Source organism: Streptomyces griseoluteus (assembly GCF_004784465.1).
Lineage (GTDB): Bacteria > Actinomycetota > Actinomycetes > Streptomycetales > Streptomycetaceae > Streptomyces > Streptomyces griseoluteus.
The window spans coordinates 132,412-153,077 of the sequence record NZ_SRRU01000006.1 but is presented as its reverse complement, the minus strand read 5'-3'; the positions used below and the strand labels follow the sequence as shown (position 1 = coordinate 153,077).

Sequence of the window (20,666 nt, the reverse complement as noted above, 5' to 3'; positions counted from 1 at the left end):
GTCGTGGGTGTGCTTCTTGATGATGACGCCCTGCACCTCGGACAACGAGTGCCGTAGCACACAACTCGACCGTAAAGCTATTAGACATTGACAAGATTGGATGCTACACGCAAAATGGACGGAGTCTAAGTATCTTTTGTCCGCTTCTGTGCGGTTGCCTCTAGTTCAGGAGCGAACCCATGGCATTCCCGTCCGAGAACCGGCGCATCACCCTGGCCGAGCACACCGCCGACCAGGTCATACGCACCGGCCGGCCGTTCCAGGTGGTCTCCCCCCACACCCCGTCCGGAGACCAGCCGCAGGCGATCGCCGGGCTGGAGAAGCACCTCCGCGCCGGGGAGAGCGACGTGGTGCTGCTGGGTGCCACGGGCACCGGCAAGTCCGCGACGACCGCCTGGCTGATCGAGAAGCTCCAGCGCCCCACCCTCGTGCTCGCGCCGAACAAGACCCTCGCCGGCCAGCTCGCCAACGAGCTGCGCGAACTGTTCCCGCACAACGCGGTCGAGTACTTCGTCTCCTTCTACGACCACTACCGCCCCGAGTCGTACGCGCCGAGCACCGACACCTACTTCGCGAAGGAGTCGGTCTCCAACAAGGAGGTCGACCGGCTGCGGCACTCGGCGACCTGGTCGCTGCTCAGCCGCCGTGACGTGATCGTCGTGGCGTCCGTGTCCTGCATCTACGGCCTCGGCACGCCCCAGTCCTACCTCGACCGTTCGTTCCAGCTGGCGGTGGGCGACACCGTCGACCGGGAGGAGCTGCTCGCGGCGCTGGTCGACATCCAGTACACCCGTACCGACGGCGAGCCGGCCGCGGGCCGGTTCCGCGTGCGCGGCGACACCATCGACATCCACCCCGCGTACGAGAAGACGATGCTGCGGGTGGAGATGTTCGGCGACACCGTCGAACGGCTGACCGTCGCCGACCCGGAGACCGGTGAGGTGCGCGAGGTCATCGACCGCACCCGCGTCTTCCCCGCCACCCACTACTTCGCGGGCCCCGAGCGGATGCGCACGGCGGCCGACTCCATCCAGGCCGAGCTGGCCGAGCGCGTCGCGGAGCTGACCCGAGCCGGCAAGCTGCTCGAGGCCGACCGTCTGCAGACGCGTACGGAGTACGACATCGAGCTGATCCGGCACACGCAGGTCGCCTCCGGGATGGAGAACTACTCCCGGCACCTGGACGGCCGCGCCCCCGGCGCACCGCCGTCCACGCTGCTGGACTACTTCCCCGAGGACCTGCTCGTCGTGATCGACGAGTCGCACGTCACGGTGCCGCAGCTCTCCGGCATGAGCCACGGCGACGCCGCGCGCAAGAACACCCTGGTCGAGCACGGTTTCCGGCTGCCGTCCGCAATGGACAACCGTCCCCTGACGTGGTCGGAGTTCGCCGCGCGCTGCCCGCAGCGGGTCTACCTGTCCGCGACGCCGGGCCGCTTCGAGCTGACCGCGGCGCGGGGCGCCGTTGTGGAGCAGATCATCCGGCCGACCGGGCTGCTCGATCCGGAGGTGACGGTCAAGCCGACCGCCGGCCAGATGGAGGACCTGCTCGCGGAGATCCGCGAACGGTCCGCCCGGGGCGAGCGGACCCTGGTGACGACGCTGACCAAGCGGATGTCGGAGGAGCTGACCGACTACCTCGACAGCCAGGGAGTCCGCGTCCGCTACCTGCACTCCGGCGTGACCACCCTGCGCCGGGTCGAGCTCCTGGCCGACCTGCGCCGGGGCGAGTACGACGTCCTCGTGGGCATCAACCTCCTGCGCGAGGGACTCGACCTGCCGGAGGTCTCGCTGGTCGCGATCCTCGACGCCGACCAGGACGGGATCTTCCGCAACGACACGGCGCTGATCCAGATGATCGGCCGCGCGGCGCGCAACGTCAGCGGCGAGGTGCACATGTACGCCAACCGGCTGACCCCCTCGATGGCCCGCGCCATCGACGAGACCAACCGCCGCCGCGCCCTGCAGACGGCCCACAACGAGACCCACGGCATACGCCCGACCGCTCTGCGCAAGAAGATCCGGCACACGGTGTCCGCGCAGTACCCCGAGTCCCAGCACCCGACGACCGGCACGTCGTACAACCAGAAGATGGCGGCGTAGACCGCGGCAGCGGGCCGCTACGCGGGGTCCAGCACGGGCTTCGGGGGGAGGCCGCCGTTCTTGTCACAGCGGAGTTCCTTGGCCATGGCGAGGGCGTAGGAGTGGGCGACGGTGGCGTAGGCATTTTTCAACGCCTTCACGTTGTCCTGGGGATCCCTCGGCATGCCGCCGCGCTCCACGCCGATTACGATGTGAGCCTCTCCCGACGCCCCGACCAGCCTGTCGCTCTGACAAGCGAAAAAGACGTAAGCCTGCTCAGTCCCTGCGAGGGTCTCCTCTCCCATCTTCAGCACGGTGAATTTCGAGGCCGCTGGTTTATCCGAAGGAGCGTTCTCGGCCAGCCCCCAGGTGATCACGAGCTTGAAATGCGGCGTGCCGATGGGCGTGAAGATGCGACAGGCGTTCGTATCCTCAGTAGAGGAGGTCGGGTACGCCAAGGCGAGGGCCGAAGCGGACTGCGCAACGGTGTAATCCTTCGACGACGCCTCGAAGCGCGACGCCCCCGTGATCACTTTCAGTGCCTTGGACGCGTCGGCGGAGATGGCGTTGCCGCCGCAGAGCTGTGTCCCCGCGACGACCTTGTAGTCCTTCGGGAGACCGTCCTTGCCCTCGCCCCCTCCACACCCACTCGCCGCGAGAAGCAATGAACCGGCCACGGCCACGGAAGGCAGTCCCCCGCGTATTGACCTACGACTGATCACTGTCCGCATCCTCACGTGTCCTCGGCCGCCCACAGGCATCAGCCGGTCTCCGGGTCATTGCCCTGCTGGTTCTCGCGGTCGTTTCCGACCCCGTAGCCGAGCAGCATCGATTCGCGCAGGTCCTGGGCGAACTGGTCCTTCTTAGGCTCCGTGACGTAGCGGGAAAGGAAGTCCTTCATCGGAGCCTCGGCCATGCCTTCACCGGCGGAGTAGATCGCGTCCTTCTGGTCGTCGGTGAGATCCTCCAGCTTCTCCTTGTGCTCATCCACGGAGCCGTCCGCGACATCTCCGACCATCTGCCCGATGAACTGCTCCGCCGCCCCACTCGCGGTATCCGTCGCCAAGGGAATCAGCACCGCCGCGGCCCCTACCGCCGCGGTCGCGGGGAGGAAGGCGACGCCCGCCGCGATGCCCGCCGTGGCCCCGAACTCGACCCAGCCCGCCCGCTTGGCGACCGCCTTCTCGTAGTCCTCGTGGGTCTTGAGGTTGGTGGCCTCGACCTGGTCGGCCCGCGACTGGTCGAGCATGCCCTGCACCTCGGCGCCGGTGCGCACGGTCGCCCTGGCCTGGGCGGCGACCTCGTCGGTGATCTTTCCGTCCGGGCCCACCGCCCCTTCCAGTGCGCTGCGGGTGTAGACCTGCTCGGCGGTCGAGAGCGTCGCGTACGCGTCCGGATGCTGACCCAGGGTGCTGAGGAAGCCCCGGACGACACTCCGCCCGTTCCCGTCCACAGTGTCCCGGAAGTCGACATGCCCCTCGGGATTCCTGCCCGGCGCGAACACGCTCTGCGGATCGTTCTTGTCCAGCGCCCAGTTGATGTCGTCGATGTAGCCGGCGCCCATGGTGCCCAGGCTGTCGGCCATGGCCTCGTGATGCTTCTTCAGCAGCTCGGGGTCGGAAGCGTACTTCTCCATCACTTTCTGCATGATCGCGGCGTTGTCCGCGTCCCGCACCACGTGGGCGTCAGGATGCCCGGCCGGGTAGCCGAGGGTCGCCGCCTCCAAGGCGTGGCCGAGGGCGTCGGGCATCTGGTTGAGCGACGCCTTGTGCTCGTCCGGGTCGATCGAGTTGACGTCGGGGAAGGACTCCCACTTCTCGTTGCTGAAGAAGTCCAGGTAGTTGTCGATCGCATGGCCGTCCTTGTCCTTCCCGAGGGCGGCCGTGGCACCGTGGTCGACCGTGCCGTCCTGGTGGTACGCGGTCGGCGGGTCGGCGAAGAAGTGCTTCGCCGCGTCAGGGCTGTTGCCGAGGGCTTCGAGCATGGCGGTGGCCGGGTCGTAACCGGCTCCGTTCACGCCGGAGGGGTTGTACGGGTTCTTGAGCCAGCCGTTCACTTCCTTGTTATCGGCGAACATGAACGGGGCCTTGGCATGCAGCTGCGCCACGTGTTCGGCGATGGGGTTGAGGAACTTGGCGTCGTAGTTCCCGTTCCGCATGATCCCGCCGAGGAGCTGGTAGCCGAACGGGCCGTCGTAGTCGTGCTTGGCCAGCGGGATGCGCTCCGTACCCAACTTGCGCAGCTCAGGGCCCCACTTGTCGGTGAAGTCCTTGTCGTGGGAGGCGGTGGCCAGGTTCAGGCCGAGGTTCCTCTGAAGCTCCTGGACGTCCTTGAGGCGCTCCGGGTCGACCTTGCTGTAGTCGTACGTGTCCTTGGAGAGCTGCCCGAAGAACGCGAGCGACTTCTCGGGGCCGAGCTTCCCGTAGAAGTCCTTGGCGAACTCCCGCGACTGGCTGTTGTCCTTCAACAGCTCGTTGAGCTGCTGGAGTTCGGCGTGGGTGAGGTCCCGGCCCTTGGCGGCCAGAGCGGCGGCGCGGGCGGCCTCCTCCTGGTCCAGCTTGGTGTAGGTGGGAGCGCTGAAGTCCTTGCGGTCGGTGACGTTGGCCTCGAGGGCGTTCTTGAGGGCGACGTCGGTGTCGTTGCAGTTGTCGACGATGAGGTCGATCCTCTTCTGCCACGACTCGATGTTCTTTCTCTCCTGCCCGATGAGGTCGATGTAGTCGGGATCGTGCCGCGCCATGTGAAGTTCGGACAACGGCTTCCGCGCCGTGACCTTGCCCTTGTCGTCCACGCGGATGCCGGCCGCGGGCCCCTCGTGATCCCGGATGCCGACCAGCTCGTCATGGGCCTGCTTGATGGCCGTGTAACCGTCTTCGAGGACCAGCTTCACGCCCTTGGCCTCCGCCGCGGCGTCCGCGAACTCCTTGACCGTCTTCCCGATGAACGCCTTGGTGACGCCCGCGTTGACGCCCTCCCAGTCGGCCTTGTCCGCCTTCGCCTTCATCCCGTCGGCGGCGTCCGCGGCGAGCTTGTCCAGCTTCCCCGCCATCTCCGACCAGTCGTCGGCGGCGGCCTTCAGCTTCCCCAGCGGGGCGTCGATGATGTCCTCGTACTTCAGCATGTAGCGCGCTCCCCCGAGCCCTATTTCATGTAGTCCGTGAGCGCGGAGATCTGCGCCAGATCCCCAACGATCTTCACTTCGTCCTTGGCGTGCCGCGCCTTGCTGTAATCGAGGTGGTTGGAGATCTGCGCACAGGCGTCCAGCAGCGTCTTGAGGTGCGTCTGCCAGAAGTCGTGCACCTTCAGCACGGCCGAACCGCTGACGAAGTTCCCGTTGGTCAACGCCGTCGCGGCGTCGAATGTGGACGCGCGGGCGATGTCGCCCTCTTTGCCCATCCGGCCCAACAGGTCGTACGCGTCACTGCCGATGGCGCCGAGATCGTCCCGGTTGACCACGAGGTCATACCCGCCACCGCCCCCGCCGCCCTCGGCCGGAACACTGTTGAGCTGCACGGCAGTCCGCTTGGACGCCGCCGCGCGCACCTCTGCCCACTCCTGCTCGAACGCCACCGCTTCCCCCAAGTCCCTCCGGGCCCGGCGACCACCATATCCAGGGTGCCGTCGGCCCGATCAAGTCCCTCGTACGGTGACGGGACGAGGCACGGCGGCCGCGCAGGGGTGCGACGCCGTGCCTCGTCAAGTGAGGCGGAGAACCGGAGGGCGGGTCAGGACGGAGGCTGGAGGACCGAGTCCACGACGTAGATGGTGGCGTTCGCCGCCTTGATGTTGCCGCAGACGATGTTCGCCTTGTCGTTCACCTTGAAGTCGGTGCCCGACCCGGACGTGGTCAGTTTGCCGCCCTCCACCGTGGTGAAGGAACCGTTGGACAGCTGATCAGGCGTGATCTCCTTGTCCACGACGTGGTAGGTCAGCACCTTCTTGAGCTGCCCCTCGTTGCTGAGCAGTGAGGAGAGCTGGGACGCGGTCACCTTCTGGAAGGCGTCGTTGTTGGGCGCGAAGACGGTGACCGCGGACTTGTCGTTCAGGGTGTCGGTGAGGTGTGCCCGGACGGCCGCCGAGACGAGCTGGCTGAGCTGCGGGTACGCGGCGGCGGCGTCCACCACCTTGTCCTTGGCCGTATCGGCCTTCTGGGAGAGCGCCGAGCAGCCCGGCCCGAAGGTTCCCGAGGGGCTGGGAGACGCGTCCTGAGCGCTGCTCTGGGATGTGAGAGCACCGAGCGCGAGCGGGATGGCGGCCAGAGCCGCTCCGGCGAACCTGACCGTGTGCATGTGGGTGAGCCTCATCGCAACTCCCTCCCATGGAGGTGTGAGCGCCGCGAAGGCGGCTTGCGGGATACGCCCTCTTCGCTGGGCGGGACGGGGGCCTGCACGGCCACGCCCCGGGCGGCTCCGCCCGATCCTCCGCAAGGATATCCAGCACGGATCAAAGACCGCATCTCGACTCCTGCCGGACCTCTCCGCACCCCGCGTGATGACTTGACCGCCCGCCTCCGGTGGGGGCGCGTCGGCCCCGGCGCGCCTTCAGTGTCCATTCCGCGGCGGAGACAGCCAAGTCGCGTGGTCCTGAACGGTCGTGACGGTCTGACTGTCCGGGTTCCGCCATCGGGCGGGCGTCGTCAGCGTATTCCCCCCGTACGGTGCGGAGCGCGCGGCCTCGACTTGCACCCACTGTCTCAGCGATGACGCAGGCGGCCGCGCTGGTACTGCTTCGGCCACGGGACGTCGTCACCGAGCACGTAGGCCGCGCGGAGCGGCCAGGTCGGGTTGCGCAGCAGTTCGCGAGCGAGCATGATCGCGTCGGCCGAGCGGTCCACGAGGATCTGGTCGGCCTGCTCCGGTGCGGTGATCAGTCCGACCGCGGAGACGGGCAGGGCCGCGCCCTCGCGGACGGTTCGCGCGAAGGGCACCTGGTAGCCGGGCTCCACCTCGATACGGGCGTTGTGGACGAGCCCGCCGCTGGTGATGTCCACCAGATCGACGCCGTGGGCCACCAGGTGCCGCGACAGCTCGACCGTCTCCTCCGGGGTCCAGCCGCCGTCGGCCCAGTCCGTGGCCGAGAAGCGTACGAACAGCGGACGGTCCTCCGGCCACTGCGCCCGTACGGCGTCGGTGACCTGGACGAGGAAACGGCTGCGTCCGTCGAGATCGCCTCCGTACTCGTCACTGCGGTGGTTGGACAGCGGTGACAGGAACTGGTGCAGCAGATAGCCGTGCGCGGCGTGGATCTCCAGGACCTCGAAGCCGGCGGACAGCGCCCGCGCGGTGGCTTCGCCGAAGGCCCGGACCAGGGCGCGGATGTCGTTCGCGCTGAGCTCCCGCGGGGCCGGCCAGTCGTCGAACGGCAGCGGTGACGGTGCGACCGTCTGCCATCCTCCGGCCTCCGGTTCGACGTACGCGTCACCCTCCCAGGGCGGCGCCGTCGACGCCTTGCGGCCGGCATGGGATATCTGGATGCCGGCAACGGCCCCCTGCTCGTGGACGAAGTCGGTGATCCGCTTGTACGCGGCGGCCTGCCCGTCCTCCCAGATACCGGCGTCGGAGGGGGTGATCCGGCCCTCGGGTTCCACTGCCGTGGCCTCCTGCATGACCAGGCCGGACCCGCCACGCGCCAGGGAGCCGAGATGGACCAGATGCCAGTCCTGGGGATAGCCGTCTACCGAGCTGTACTGGCACATGGGGGCCACCCAGGCCCGGTTCCGGAACGTCGTGCCGCGGAGGGTGAGTGGGGAGAAGAGACGGCTCATAGGAAGCCTCGCAGGAGGGATGTGAGACGCCGGGTGCCTCGCAGCCGTCGAGCCGTGACGGCCTGCAATCCTGCGGGGCGCCCCGCACGGTGGGTGCACCCGAGTACCCCGGCCGCTCGTGGCCCACACCGCCGGCCGGGCGTGCCTGCGAGGAACGGTCAGCGGTCGAGTTCCTCCTCGATCGGGGTCTTCGGCTCCTCCCGCAGGTGCTGGGACAGTCCGGGCTTGCCGCCCGCACGGGCCTGCTCCGCGCGCTGCGCTGCGGTGAGTCCGAGGTCCGAGGCCGGGTCCACGCGGACGGACCTGGCCACTTCCTCGCGGTTCGCGTACTGCTCCGGCGGCATACCGCGCAGTGCCTTGATCACCTCCTCCGAGGCGCCCGCCGACCGCGCCGCCTCGACCAGCTCATCCCTGTCGGCCGGGAAGTCGACGTCCTTGATCGCGTCCAGCACCTCCGGCACGCTGGTGTGTGCCATGAGGGATCCTCCTTGCTTGTCCGAGCTCGTCGGCGCGGCGAGTGGCCACGCCTACCGGTCCTCGAAGTCGTCCGGTTCGATCCCCGCCTCGTCCATCGCCTCACGCAGGTCGCGGCTCTTCGCTCCGCCGGTCCGACCCTCCGCGTCCCGGTCCTGCGACGGTTCCATGACCACCTCGTCGGTGGTGTGGGTCTTCGGTCGGTTCTCTTCGGGAACAGTCATGACGGCACTCCTCTGGTGCGCCTTGTATCTCCTGCGAAAGGGCGGGTGCCTGAGCCCCGCCGAGGAACAGGTCGGTCACCCAGGGCCCCGGAACACCTCCTGCGACCGCCGGAAGCGGAGCTCCTCGAGCGTGCGCAGCTGCCGGTCGGCCCGTTCGAGCAGTTGGTCGAGCTGCCGCGGGTCGAGGCGCTCGTCCGTCTCGGCGAGCGGGCGCAGCGTCCGCCAGCCGGCCGCTTTGCCCTCGACGCCGAGCCGCAGGAACTCGAGCTCGACCACCGTGGTGAGCGGGGACCGGCGGACCAGGCGGCCGTTGCTCTTGAGCCGCCCGGCCAACTCGGCCGTGCGTCCCGCCAAGACCTTGTACTGGCGCGCCTGGACACCCAGCCTGGCCATGATGTCCAGCAGGCTCCGCCGGTCCTGCGCGATCTCACGCGCGATCGGTTCCAGGACCTCGCCGGTCGGGGTGCCACGGGTCGCGCGGGCCAGGTAACGGGCCCGGTTGGTGCCGACGGTGGACCCCGCCAGATGGTCGTTGAGATAGATGCCGAGCAGGTCCAGCCGGAGCCGGCCGCCCTGCCGCGTACCGGTCGTGCCGGCACGCGGGACGTTACTCGCACTCACCGCAGCCTCCTCGTCGGGACCGAGCCCCCCGGATTGGCCGAAGCCTCGGGTACCCGCCCCGCCCGGCCCGTACGACACATCCGGCACGGGTTTTCGAAAGATGGCCGATTTACCGGACAGCCGACTGGCCCCGCGGCTACACCCTGGGCGGAGGCAAGGCCACCCACGTCGACCCGTGGGCGGCGATGCGCAACCCGGCGACACAGACAAGATCGAGACCACAGCGTGTTGCCCCGATCAGCGCGTGAACGAGCCGGCTACCCGCACGGCGTCAACGCGGAGGCGGAATCCCGCTCAAACCCCTCGGACGGGTCCCCGTCGCGGAGCATGCGCAGCACTGCCCGCTCCACGGCTCCGTGTGTGGCGGGGACGCCGTACGCGCCTTCGTCGCCCAGATGAGCCAGAGCGGCGGCGACCGTGACGCCCTCCTCGTACAACTCGATCACCCGTGGGCTGATGTAGGAGGCACGGCAGACCGCGGGCGTGTTGCCGAGATACCCGGCCACCTCGCGCGTCGCCCGGGCGATGGCCCGGCGCCGGGCGCTCTCGCTCCGTGCGACGGGGTGGGAGACGGCCAGTGCCACGGCGGCCATGACGGTGGCGTGCCAGGTACGGAAGTCCTTGGCGGTGACCTCCAGACCGGCCAGTTCCTTGAGGTACGCGTTGACGTCCTCGCCGTTCACCGTGTGCCAGGAGCGCTGTTCCCAGTAGGCCAGGAGCCGGTCACCACCGCCTCGGCGCCGCAACAGCGCGGTGAGACAGCGGCAGGCGGCAGGATCGGCGACGGTCTGGACGATCTCCTTGCCGTGCTTACCGGTGTAGGTGAACAGGACCGCACCCCCGTGGCAGCGGGAGTGCTCGCGGAGCAGCGTGGTGAGGCCGTAGCTGTTGTTCAGTTCGGTGTAACGGTCGCTGCCGATGCGGAAGAAACCGAGGTCGAGCAGACGCACGCCCGTGGCCAGGACCCGGTGCCGGGTCAGCCCGCGGTCGTACAGATGCCCCTCGACAGCCTGCCGCATCACGGGCAAGGCATCGGCGACGTCGAGAACGTGCTCGTGCTTGGCCTGCTCCTGCTCCGCACGGAATTGGGGGTGGTACAGGTATTGGCGGCGGCCAGCGGCATCGGTACCGACGGCCTGCAGATGCCCATTGGCCCTGGTGCAGATCCACACGTCCCGCCAGGCCGGCGGTATGACCAGTTCCCGGATCCGGGCCAGCTCGGCCGGATCGCGCAGCGGCTCCCCGTGAGCGTCCAGGTAACGAAAGCCGCGTCCCTGGCGCAGGCGGCGGAACCCGGGGTCGGTGGGACGGCAGTGACAAAGACGCATCCCGACCTCCTGATGGCGCACTACCGGATGGGTGGTTCCGACCGTCCCGTGTCCCCCGTTGGAATCCGGATCGAAGCTCTGTCGCTCTGGTACCCACCCAAATCCCCCGCACGCCGGACAAACCGCAGCCGCACGGCCGGGCTCCGCCGTGACGAGCGACCGACGGACCGGCAGCGATCGGAGAACCGCAGGTCAGCGACCCTTTTCGACCGGCTCCAAAATCGCCACGCACTCCACGTGATGCGTCATCGGGAACAGATCGAACGCCCGCAGCGTCCGCACCCGGTACCCGCCCTCGCGGAAGTACCCCAAGTCCCGGGCCAGCGCGGCCGGGTCGCAGGCCACATAGGCGATCCGCCGAGCACCGAGACCGGCCAGGTGCTCCACCGTCTTGCGGCCGGCCCCCGCCCGGGGCGGGTCCAGGACGACGAGGTCGACCTCCGTGATCCCCGTCCGGGGCAGGACCGACTCCACCTTGCCCTGCTCGATCCGTACCCGGGGGAAGCCCGCCAGGTTGTGCCGCGCGTCCTCCACCGCCCGCTTGCCGGACTCGATGCCGAGGACCGCGCCGGTCTCGCCGAGGCGGTCGGCGAGGGCGCCGGCGAACAGGCCGGCGCCGCAGTAGAGGTCCAGCGCCATCTCGCCCTTGCGGGGCAGGAGGCCCTGCATGACGGCCGTCACCAGCGTGTCCGCCGCCTTCGGGTGGACCTGCCAGAAACCGCCGCTGCCGACGCGGTACGTGCGGCCGTCGGCGCGCTCCCGGACGAACGCGCGGCCGTGGACCCGGTGGACGCCGCCGTCCTTCTCGTCGACGCGCATCACGGACGCGGGCCGGTCGAGCTCGACGAGCGGCAGCCGGGCACCGGGGCGGGGCTCCAGGATGACCATGCGGTCCTGCGACCCCGTCGCGGCGATCGCGTCGACGGAGGCCATGCCCGACCAGTCCCGGTCCTCGATGCCGAGTTCGCTGACACCGGGCGCGGCGATCATGCAGTGGTCGATGGGCTCGACCTCGTGGGAACGGTGCCGGCGCAGGCCGGCGTTGCCGTCCGCGTCGACCGCGTACTGCATGCGGGTGCGCCACTGCGGCACCTGGCCCGCGGGCAGCTTGTCGCCCTCAGCCGGCATGACCGTGCCGTCCCAGCCGGCCTCCTCCGGGGTGAGGCCCGCGAGCCGCTGGAGCTGCTCCGCGATGACCTCGCCCTTCAGGCGCCGCTGCGCGCCCGGCTTCGCGTGCTGCCAGTCGCAGCCGCCGCACTTGCCGGGGCCGGCGAACGGGCACGGCGCCTCGACGCGGTCCTTGGACGCGTCCAGGATCTCCACCGCGTCGGCCCGCAGGAAGCGCGCGCCCTCCTCGCCCTCGGTCACCCGCGCCACGACCCGCTCCCCCGGCAGCGTGTGCCGGACGAACAGCACCTGGCCCTCGGCGGTACGGGCGATGCAGTGACCGCCGTGGGCGACCGGGCCGACCTCGACCTCGTACTCCTCGCCCACCAGAGACTTCTTCTGTTCTGCCTGCATGGTGGGGTGACTCCAAGATCGGGGAGGGAGGGGCGGCGGACGAACAAGGGCCCGCGCGGACAACAGCCGACCAGTCTACGGGGTCCCGATGACCCCCACGGTCACTCCTTCGTCCCGGCCCCGTCCTTCGGCCGCTCGGCCGGGCCCCGCCGCACCGCGCCCGGCGCGTTCCACTCCTGCCTGCGGCGGGCCCGGTCGCGGGCCACCTGGGAGGACTCGAGCTGGTAGGGCACCGAGGTCACCATCACGCCGGGCGTGAACAGCAGCCGGCCCTTGAGCCGCAGCGCGCTCTGGTTGTGCAGCAGATGCTCGTACCAGTGACCCACCACGTACTCCGGGATGATCACCGACACCGCGTCGCGCGGGGACTCCTTGCGGAGATTCTTGACGTACTCGATGATCGGCCGCGTGATCTCGCGGTACGGCGAGTCCAGCACCTTCAGCGGTACGGCGATCCCGCGCCGCTCCCACTCCTCGCGCAGCGCTTTGGTCTCCGCCGGGTCGACGTTGACGGTGAGCGCCTCCAGGGTGTCGGAGCGCATCAGCTTGGCGTAGGCCAGGGCGCGCAGCGTGGGGCGGTGGATCTTGGAGACCAGCACCAGGGAGTGCACCCGTGAGGGGCGCACGCTGTCGTCGGTGGGGCCGTCCACGGCGGCGATCTCGTCCGCGACCCGGTCGTAGTGCTTACGGATCGCGGTCATCGTCACGTAGAAGATGCACATCCCCAGCAGGGCGACCCAGGCACCGTGGGTGAACTTGGTGACCAGCACGACGACCAGCACCAGGCCGGTGAAGAAGGCGCCGAAGGCGTTGATCGCGCGGGAGCGGACCATGTGACGGCGTTTGAGCGGGTCCTTCTCGGCGGCGAGGTGCCGGTTCCAGTGCCGGACCATGCCGGTCTGGCTGAGCGTGAAGGACACGAACACACCGACGATGTAGAGCTGGATCAGCCGCGTCGAGTCGGCGCCGTAGATCACCACCAGCAGCATCGCCGTGCCGGAGAGCAGCACGATGCCGTTGGAGAACGCCAGGCGGTCGCCGCGGGTGTGCAGCTGCCGCGGCAGATAGCGGTCCTGCGCCAGGATCGAGCCGAGCAGCGGGAAGCCGTTGTACGCCGTGTTCGCCGCGAGGAAGAGGACCAGCGCGGTCGCGGCGGCGAGGACGATGAACAGGAAGCTGCCCTTGCCGAACACCGCCTCGGCGACCTGGGAGATCACCGGGTTCTGGACGTAGCCGGAGCCGATGGGCACGCCGTTGCGCAGCAGGTCGGTCGCCGGGTACTCGGCCATGCGGACCTTGGTGGTCATGGCGAGCGCGATGATGCCGCAGAACATGGTGACGGCCAGCAGGCCCATCATGGCGAGCGTGGTCGCCGCGTTCTTCGACTTGGGCTTGCGGAAGGCGGGGACGCCGTTGGAGATGGCCTCCACGCCGGTGAGCGCGGCACAGCCGGAGGAGAAGGCCCGCAGCAGCAGGAAGACCAGCGCGAAGCCCGCGAGGCCCTGGTGCTCGGCCCGGATGTGGAAGCCGGCCGTGGGCGCGCGCATCGTGTCCCCGAGGACCAGCCCGCGGAAGGCGCCCCACGCGATCATGATGAAGACGCCGCCGACGAACACATAGGTGGGGATGGCGAAAAGCTTGCCCGACTCCTTCACCCCGCGCAGGTTCATCAGCGTCAGCAGGACGATCACGGCACAGGCGCACAGCACCTTGTGCTGGACCACGAAGGGAACGGCCGAGCCGAGGTTCTCGATGCCGGAGGCGATGGACACGGCCACGGTGAGGACGTAGTCGACCAGCAGGGCGCTGGCGACGGTCAGCCCGGCGCGGGGGCCGAGGTTGGTGGTCGCCACCTCGTAGTCGCCGCCACCGCTGGGGTAGGCGTGCACGTTCTGCCGGTAGGAGGCGACCACCGTGAACATGAGCACGACGACCGCGACGGCGATCCAGGGGCTGAAGTGATACGCCGACACGCCCGCGATGGACAGGACCAGCAGAACCTCCCCCGGCGCGTAGGCGACGGAGGACAGCGGGTCGGAGGCGAAGACGGGGAGGGCGATGCGCTTCGGCAGGAGCGTCTCGCCCAGCCGATCACTGCGCAGTGCGCGCCCGATCAGAATCCGTTTGGGCACGTCGGTCAGTTTGGACACGAGAGAGGATCGTAAGGCTTCGAACTGGCGGGCGCGCAACCGGTGGGCGCGTTCTGCCTCACGAGTGAAATCGGGGGCGCCCGGAAGTGGGGTGTGCCCAGTGCGCGCGCCCCCGTGCCTAGATGACTGCTCCGGCCCGTCGTCGCACTTCGGAGGTCCCATGCCCGCCGCCGCTGAGCTGCTCGGGGCCGTACTCGCCCTGGCCGGTCTCGCCGTCCTGACCGGGTGCAGCGTGCGCAGCATCACTCGGCGCCGGGCACCGGGGGTGACCGCGATCACCGAACAGCGCAGATGAACGCCGTCACGGCGGGTTGACGGCGGCCAGGACGCGCACGCGTGTGCAGCTTTGGGCCCCGGTCTGAGACCCTGATGCCGAGCAGCAACTTTTGGACACCGGAAGGACGGTCGTGCACATCGTCATCATGGGCTGCGGCAGAGTGGGTTCCGCTCTCGCCCAGACCCTGGAGCAACAGGGACACACGGTTGCCGTGATCGACCGGGACCCCACCGCCTTCCGCAGGCTGGGGCCGGGATTCGGCGGCCGCCGGGTCACCGGTGTCGGCTTCGACCAGGACACCCTGCGCGAGGCGGGCATCGAGGAGGCGGGGGCCTTCGCCGCCGTCTCCAGCGGTGACAACTCCAACATCATCTCCGCCCGGGTGGCCCGTGAGATGTTCGGCGTGGAGAACGTGGCCGCCCGGATCTACGACCCGCGCCGTGCCGAGGTGTACCAGCGTCTGGGCATCCCGACCGTCGCCACGGTCCGCTGGACCGCCGACCAGATGCTGCGCCGGCTGCTGCCCTCGGGCGCGGAGCCGCTGTGGCGCGATCCCACCGGCGGGGTCCAGCTCGCCGAGGTGCACGCCTCCGCCAAGTGGGTCGGCCACAAGATCAGCAAGCTCCAGGAGGAGACGGGCGTCCGCGTGGCGTTCCTGACCCGGCTGGGCGAGGCCGTGTTGCCCACCTCGCAGACGGTCCTCCAGGAGGGCGACCTGGTGCACGTGATGATGCGGACGGACGAGGTCCAGAAGGTCGAGGCCGCGTTCGCCGACGGCCCCGAAGAGGAGGGCGGTCACTGATGAGGGTCGCCATTGCCGGAGCCGGGGCGGTCGGCCGCTCGATCGCGGCGGAACTGCTGGAGAACGGCCACGAGGTCCTGCTGATCGACAAGGCGCCGACCGCCATCTCGGTGGAGCGGGTGCCGCAGGCGGAGTGGCTGCTGGCCGATGCCTGTGAGATCACGGCCCTGGACGAGGCCGCGCTCCAGCGCTGCAACGTCGTGATCGCCGCGACCGGCGACGACAAGGTCAACCTGGTCGTCTCGCTGCTCGCCAAGACGGAGTACGGCGTCCCGCGCGTCGTCGCCCGGGTGAACAACCCCAAGAACGAGTGGCTCTTCAACGAGTCCTGGGGGGTCGACGTGGCCGTCTCCACGCCGCGTCTGATGTCCGCCCTGGTCGAGGAGGCGGTGAGCGTGGGCGACCTGGTCCGGCTGCTGCGCTTCAGCCACGGCGACGCCAACCTGGTGGAGCTGACCCTGCCGGAGGAGTCCGCGCTGGCCGGCACCCAGGTCGGGGACGTGGAGTGGCCCGAGGACACCAGCCTCGTCACCATCATCCGCGGCACCCGCGTGCTGACGCCGTCCAAGGAGGACTCCCTGGAGGCGGGCGACGAACTCCTCTTCGTGGCCGCGCAGGCCCGCGAGGAACAGCTGGAGGACCTGCTGTCGGTCCGCCGCGACAACGTCTGAGGCCGCACACGAGGAGGGCGCCCCCGGAGAGATCCGGGGGCGCCCTCCTCGTGTGCGCTCAGCCCCTGCGGTGCCGTCCCGCCGCGGGCTCGCCGTTCTCGGCGGCGGCGCCCTCGCGCTCGGCCTTCGCCGCCTTCTCGGCCTCCTCGGCCTTCTCGGCGGCCTCCATCTCGGCGAACACGTCGATCGGCGGCGGCGCCTTGGCGAGGAAGACCCAGGTGAGCCAGACCGCCAGCAGGAAGGGCGGGATCTTCAGGATGACCAGGACCCAGCCGAGCTGGGTGGTGTCGGCCCACCAGTAGAGCGGGAAGAGGATCGCGCACTTGGCGAGCAGGATCAGGCCCCAGGCCCAGCTGGCCTTGGTGTACGCCTTCTTGCGGCCGGGGTTGCGGGTGCGCCAGGAGAGGTTCTCCTTGAACACCGGCCCCAGCATCAGCCCGATCAGCGGCACCCCGGCGAGGGTGGTGATGATGTACGCCAGCGCCAGGCCCAGGGTGTAGAGCATGCCGGGCAGGTAAAAGTCCTTGGCGTTGCCCGTGAACATCGCGAACACGACACCGAAGGCGACCCCGAAGACACCGCTGAAGGCGTGCTTGACGGTGTCCTTGCGCAGCAGCCGGACCACCAGCATGACCACCGAGACCGCCAGCGCGGCGATCGCGGAGAAGTGCAGGTCCTTGTTGATCGTGAAGATCGTGACGAAGATCAGGCCGGGCAGCACCGTCTCGACCATGCCGCGGATGCCGCCGAACGCCTCGAACAGCGCGGCCTCGGTGACCGCCCGGGAGTCGTGGACCTGGCCGTCGTTCTCGCGGCCGCCGCCCGGCGGGCTCTGTCCGGCGTCTTGGGTCGGCTTGTCGAGGGACGTCACCGGCTACTCCCGTCCGAGGGGTCGCAGTTCGTATTTCGGGTTGAACAGCACGCGGCGGCCCCGGCTCATCGAGATCCGGCCCGATGCGATCAGCTTGCGTCCCGGTTCTATGCCCGTGATGGAGCGCCTGCCGAGCCACACCACGTCCAGCGCGGCGGTGCCGTCGAACAACTCCGCCTCCAGCGCCGGGACTCCCGCCCGCGGTCGCAGGGTGACCGTGCGCAAGGTACCAGTTACGGTGACGATCTGCCGGTCGTGGCAGTCGCCGATCCGGGTGCAGCCCGCGGTCTCGGTGTCCTCCCGCAGCTCCTCCGACTCCAGGTCCTCCTGGGAGGTGGAGAGCCGGTCCAGCATGCGGCGGAACCGGCCTGCCGACTTTTCGGATCGAGGAACGCCACTCATATCTGAAGCGTACCGGGGTGTGCCCCCGAGGCCGTACTCCAGAGGGCCCCGGCCCGGACACCGGTTCACTTCTCGAAGCGGTAGCCCATGCCGGGTTCGGTGATGAAGTGCCGGGGGTGGGCCGGGTCGGCCTCCAGCTTGCGGCGGAGCTGGGCCATGTAGACCCGCAGGTAGTTGGTCTCGGTGCCGTAGGAGGGCCCCCAGACCTCCCGCAGCAGCTGCTTCTGGCCGACCAGCCGGCCGGTGTTGCGGACCAGCACCTCCAGCAGATGCCACTCGGTCGGGGTGAGCCGTACGTCTCTGCCACCCCGGTCGACCTTCTTGGCGGCCAGGTCGACGGTGAAGCCGTCCGTCTCCACGGTGGTCACCTCGTCCTCGCCCGGCCCGACCGGTTCGGCCCGGCGCACGGCGGCCCGCAGCCGGGCCAGCAGTTCGTCCATGCCGAAGGGCTTGGTGACGTAGTCGTCGGCGCCCGCGTCCAGCGCCTCGACCTTCTCGTCGGAGGAGTGGCGGGCGGACAGCACCAGGATGGGCACCCGCGTCCAGCCGCGCAGGCCCCGGATCACCTCGACGCCGTCCATGTCGGGCAGGCCCAGGTCCAGGACGATCACGTCGGGGTGGCGGGAGGCGGCGAGCTGGAGCGCGGTGCGCCCGTCGGGGGCCGAGTCGACGTCGTACGAGCGCGCCCTGAGGTTGATCACGAGGGCCCGCACGATCTGCGGTTCGTCGTCGACCACCAGCACCCTGGTCATTGCGGCTGCCTTTCCTGTTCTGCGGTGTCCTCCCCGGCGCGCGACGGCTCGGGGGCGGGCCGGGCGGCGCGGAGGCTGAGCACCATGGTGAGTCCGCCCCCGGGGGTGTCCTCGGCGGTGAGGGTGCCGTCCATGGCCTCGGCGAAGCCGCGGGCCACCGCCAGGCCGAGTCCGACCCCGGCGCCGCGCGGGGCGTCGCCGTACCGCTGGAACGGCTCGAAGATACGGTCCTTCGCCTCGTCCGGCACGCCGGGCCCCCGGTCCACGACCCGCACCTCGACCCGGTCGACCAGGGCGCTGGCGGAGACGGTGACGCGCCGGCCGGGCGGGCTGTACTTGACGGCGTTCTCCACCAGGTTGGCGACCGAGCGCTCCAGCAGGCCGGGGTCGACGGCGACCATGGGCAGCGTCTCCGGCACGTCCAGGCCGACGCTGTCCTCGGGCACGCCGACCAGCGCCATGGGCACCACCTCGTCCACGTCGATCTCGCGGATCAGCGGGGTGACGGTGCCGGTCTGCAGGCGGGACATGTCGAGCAGGTTGCCCACCAGGTGGTCGAGCCGGTCGGCTCCCTCCTCGATGCCCTCCAGCAGTTCGGCCCGGTCCTCCTCGGACCACGCCACGTCGTCCGAGCGCAGGGAGGAGACGGCGGCCTTGATCCCGGCGAGCGGAGTGCGCAGGTCGTGGCTGACGGCGGCGAGCAGGGCGGTGCGGATGCGGTTGCCCTCGGCGAGCGCGCCCGCCCGGTCGGCCTCGGCCTGCAGGCGGCGCCGGTCGAGCACGACGGCGGCCTGCGCGGCGAAGGCGGCCAGGACCCGGCGGTCCTCGGCGGGCAGCACCCGGCCGGTGAGGGCGAGCGCCATGTGGTCGCCGACCGGCATGTCCACGTCGGCGTCCTCGGGCCGCTCCAGCGGGGGTCCGAGTCCGGCGCGGCCCGCGCAGGTCCAGGGCTCCAGGTCGCCCGCCCGTTCCAGCAGGGCGGCGGACTCCATGGCGAAGGTCTCCCGGACCCGCTCCAGCAGCGCCTCCAGGCTCGTCTCGCCGCGCAGGACGTTGCCGGCGAGGAAGGAGAGGATCTCCGACTCGGCCCGTAGCCGGGACGCCTGGTGGGTGCGGCGGGCGGCGAGGTCGACCACGGAGGCGACCGCCATGCCGACGCCGAAGAAGATCGCGATGGCGACGATGTTGCGCGGGTCGGAGACGGTCAGCCGGTGCAGGGGCGGGGTGTAGAAGAAGTTCAGCAGCAGGGAGCCCAGCGCGGCCGAGGCGAGCGCGGGCAGCAGTCCGCCGAGCAGGGCGGCGGCGACCGTGACGGCCAGGAACAGCAGCATGTCGTTGGCGAGGCCGAGGTCGACGGCGTTGAGCAGCAGCGCCAGCAGCGCCGGGCCCGCCAGCGCGGTCGCCCAGCCCGCGACGATCCGGCCCCGGCCGAGCCGCGAGCCGCGCGCCACGGGCAGTCCGCGGCCCTTGGCGACCTCCTCGTGGGTGACGATGTGCACGTCGAGGTCGGGTCCGGACTCCCGTGCGACGGTGGCCCCGACGCCGGGTCCGAAGACGTACTGCCACGCCTTGCGGCGGGAGGAGCCGAGCACGATCTGGGTGGCGTTGACGCCGCGCGCGAAGGCCAGCAGGGAGGCGGGTATGTCGTCGCCGACCACGTGGTGGAAGGTGCCGCCGAGGTCCTCCACCAGGGTGCGCTGGAGGGCGAGTTCCTTCGGGGAGGCGGCGGTGAGGCCGTCGCTGCGGGCTATGTAGACCGCCAGCACCTCGCCGCCAGCGCCCTTCTCGGCGAGCCGGGCGGCGCGGCGGATCAGAGTGCGCCCCTCGGGTCCGCCGGTCAGGCCGACCACGATGCGCTCGCGGGAGCCCCAGATCCGGGAGACCCGGTGCTCGCTGCGGTAGGCGTTCAAATGCTCGTCGACCCGGTCGGCCACCCACAGCAGGGCCAGTTCGCGCAGGGCGGTGAGGTTGCCGGGGCGGAAGTAGTTGGACAGGGCCGCGTCGACCTTGTCGGGCTGGTAGACGTTGCCGTGCGCCATACGGCGGCGCAGCGCCTGCGGGGACATGTCGACCAGCTCGATCTGGTCGGCCCTGCGGACCACCTCGTCGGGCACCGTCTCGCGCTGGCGGACCCCGGTGATGGACTCGACCACGTCGCCGAGGGACTCCAGGTGCTGGATGTTGACGGTGGAGACGACGTCGGTCCCGGCGGCGAGGAGTTCCTCCACGTCCTGCCAGCGCTTGGTGTTGCGGGAGCCGGGCACATTGGTGTGCGCGAGTTCGTCCACCAGGGCGACGGCGGGCGCTCGGCGCAGTACGGCGTCGACGTCCATCTCCTCGAAGGAGGCGCCCCGGTGCTCCAGCCGGCGGCGCGGCACCTGCTCCAGGCCGTGCAGCAGCGTCTCGGTACGGGGGCGGCCGTGGTGCTCGACGTACGCCACCACGCAGTCGGTGCCCCGCCCCAGGCGGCGGTGGGCCTCCGCGAGCATGGCGTAGGTCTTGCCCACGCCCGGTGCCGCACCGAGGTAGATCCGAAGCTTGCCGCGTGCCATGGCCTCATTGTCTTCCGGTGACTGCCGCCTACGCCGCGTCGACCTTACGGCGGCCGGTGCGGACAAAGCGGGCGTCGGGCCGCGCGACGGGACGCTTTGACGCAACCCTGACGCGTCGGGCACGCGCGAAGGGCCGCACCCCCGCGGGGGTACGGCCCTTCCGCTGTGTCTCAGGC

Annotated in this window: 19 protein-coding genes; 4 read left to right on the top strand and 15 right to left on the bottom strand. The window is 70.0% G+C overall.

Translation table 11 applies throughout. The features are described 5' to 3' along the window. Positions 1-179: 179 nt before the first annotated feature. Positions 180-2,102, top strand: a complete 1,923-nt coding sequence (gene uvrB, locus E5082_RS17860) for an excinuclease ABC subunit UvrB (protein ID WP_135792242.1) — start codon at positions 180-182, stop codon at positions 2,100-2,102. A gap of 17 nt (positions 2,103-2,119) precedes the next feature. Here uvrB and E5082_RS17855 read toward each other — a convergent pair whose 3' ends face one another. The 11 genes from E5082_RS17855 to E5082_RS17810 all read right to left on the bottom strand — a co-directional run bounded on the left by E5082_RS17855 (position 2,120) and on the right by E5082_RS17810 (position 14,163). After that, positions 2,120-2,764, bottom strand: a complete 645-nt coding sequence (locus tag E5082_RS17855; RefSeq protein WP_229918869.1) for a hypothetical protein — start codon at positions 2,762-2,764, stop codon at positions 2,120-2,122. A 77-nt stretch (positions 2,765-2,841) separates the two neighbouring features. Next, positions 2,842-5,202, bottom strand: coding sequence for a hypothetical protein (locus E5082_RS17850; protein WP_135792241.1), 2,361 nt, complete (start codon positions 5,200-5,202; stop codon positions 2,842-2,844). 20 nt (positions 5,203-5,222) lie between these two features. Next, positions 5,223-5,651: a hypothetical protein gene (locus E5082_RS17845; RefSeq protein WP_135792240.1), complete on the bottom strand. Its 429-nt coding sequence runs from the start codon at positions 5,649-5,651 to the stop codon at positions 5,223-5,225. A 155-nt stretch (positions 5,652-5,806) separates the two neighbouring features. Beyond that, entirely contained in the window at positions 5,807-6,385 is a 579-nt protein-coding gene (locus E5082_RS17840; protein ID WP_229918870.1) for a fasciclin domain-containing protein, read from the bottom strand. 389 nt (positions 6,386-6,774) lie between these two features. Next, positions 6,775-7,845, bottom strand: a complete 1,071-nt coding sequence (locus E5082_RS17835; protein WP_135792239.1) for an NADH:flavin oxidoreductase/NADH oxidase — start codon at positions 7,843-7,845, stop codon at positions 6,775-6,777. Between the two features lie 158 nt (positions 7,846-8,003). Further along, positions 8,004-8,321, bottom strand: coding sequence for a DUF2795 domain-containing protein (locus E5082_RS17830; RefSeq protein ID WP_135792238.1), 318 nt, complete (start codon positions 8,319-8,321; stop codon positions 8,004-8,006). A gap of 51 nt (positions 8,322-8,372) precedes the next feature. Beyond that, positions 8,373-8,543, bottom strand: a complete 171-nt coding sequence (locus E5082_RS32415; RefSeq protein ID WP_167514090.1) for a hypothetical protein — start codon at positions 8,541-8,543, stop codon at positions 8,373-8,375. A 75-nt stretch (positions 8,544-8,618) separates the two neighbouring features. After that, positions 8,619-9,164: a hypothetical protein gene (locus tag E5082_RS17825; protein ID WP_373310057.1), complete on the bottom strand. Its 546-nt coding sequence runs from the start codon at positions 9,162-9,164 to the stop codon at positions 8,619-8,621. A 257-nt stretch (positions 9,165-9,421) separates the two neighbouring features. Further along, entirely contained in the window at positions 9,422-10,492 is a 1,071-nt protein-coding gene (locus tag E5082_RS17820; RefSeq protein WP_135792237.1) for a DNA topoisomerase IB, read from the bottom strand. A gap of 192 nt (positions 10,493-10,684) precedes the next feature. Continuing rightward, positions 10,685-12,013 carry a class I SAM-dependent RNA methyltransferase gene (locus E5082_RS17815; RefSeq protein WP_135792236.1) on the bottom strand — a complete coding sequence of 443 codons (1,329 nt, stop codon included), beginning with the start codon at positions 12,011-12,013 and terminating at the stop codon, positions 10,685-10,687. A 101-nt stretch (positions 12,014-12,114) separates the two neighbouring features. Further along, positions 12,115-14,163 (bottom strand): APC family permease, encoded by a 2,049-nt coding sequence (locus E5082_RS17810; protein WP_135792235.1) that lies wholly within the window; start codon positions 14,161-14,163, stop codon positions 12,115-12,117. A 160-nt stretch (positions 14,164-14,323) separates the two neighbouring features. On the opposite strand from E5082_RS17810, the gene E5082_RS33445 reads away from it, so the two are divergent. The 3 genes from E5082_RS33445 (at position 14,324) to E5082_RS17800 (ending at position 15,913) form a co-directional block, all read left to right on the top strand. After that, positions 14,324-14,458 (top strand): hypothetical protein, encoded by a 135-nt coding sequence (locus E5082_RS33445; protein WP_268255627.1) that lies wholly within the window; start codon positions 14,324-14,326, stop codon positions 14,456-14,458. A gap of 112 nt (positions 14,459-14,570) precedes the next feature. Continuing rightward, positions 14,571-15,242, top strand: a complete 672-nt coding sequence (locus E5082_RS17805) for a potassium channel family protein (RefSeq protein WP_030803045.1) — start codon at positions 14,571-14,573, stop codon at positions 15,240-15,242. Then, the gene (locus E5082_RS17800; protein ID WP_086694605.1) at positions 15,242-15,913 is read left to right on the top strand and encodes a potassium channel family protein; all 672 of its coding nucleotides are present in this window, start codon (positions 15,242-15,244) and stop codon (positions 15,911-15,913) included. The genes E5082_RS17805 and E5082_RS17800 overlap by 1 nt, the downstream gene beginning before the upstream one ends. 58 nt (positions 15,914-15,971) lie before the next feature. Here E5082_RS17800 and E5082_RS17795 read toward each other — a convergent pair whose 3' ends face one another. The 4 genes from E5082_RS17795 to E5082_RS17780 form a co-directional block, all read right to left on the bottom strand. After that, positions 15,972-16,784: a DUF3159 domain-containing protein gene (locus E5082_RS17795; protein WP_135792234.1), complete on the bottom strand. Its 813-nt coding sequence runs from the start codon at positions 16,782-16,784 to the stop codon at positions 15,972-15,974. 3 nt (positions 16,785-16,787) lie between these two features. Beyond that, on the bottom strand, positions 16,788-17,186 hold the full coding sequence (locus E5082_RS17790; protein ID WP_130337226.1) for an OB-fold nucleic acid binding domain-containing protein: 399 nt from the start codon (positions 17,184-17,186) through the stop codon (positions 16,788-16,790). Positions 17,187-17,251: 65 nt separating this feature from the next. After that, on the bottom strand, positions 17,252-17,938 hold the full coding sequence (locus E5082_RS17785; RefSeq protein ID WP_135792233.1) for a response regulator: 687 nt from the start codon (positions 17,936-17,938) through the stop codon (positions 17,252-17,254). Then, positions 17,935-20,490 (bottom strand): sensor histidine kinase, encoded by a 2,556-nt coding sequence (locus tag E5082_RS17780; RefSeq protein ID WP_135792232.1) that lies wholly within the window; start codon positions 20,488-20,490, stop codon positions 17,935-17,937. The genes E5082_RS17785 and E5082_RS17780 overlap by 4 nt, the downstream gene beginning before the upstream one ends. Positions 20,491-20,666 lie beyond the last annotated feature (176 nt).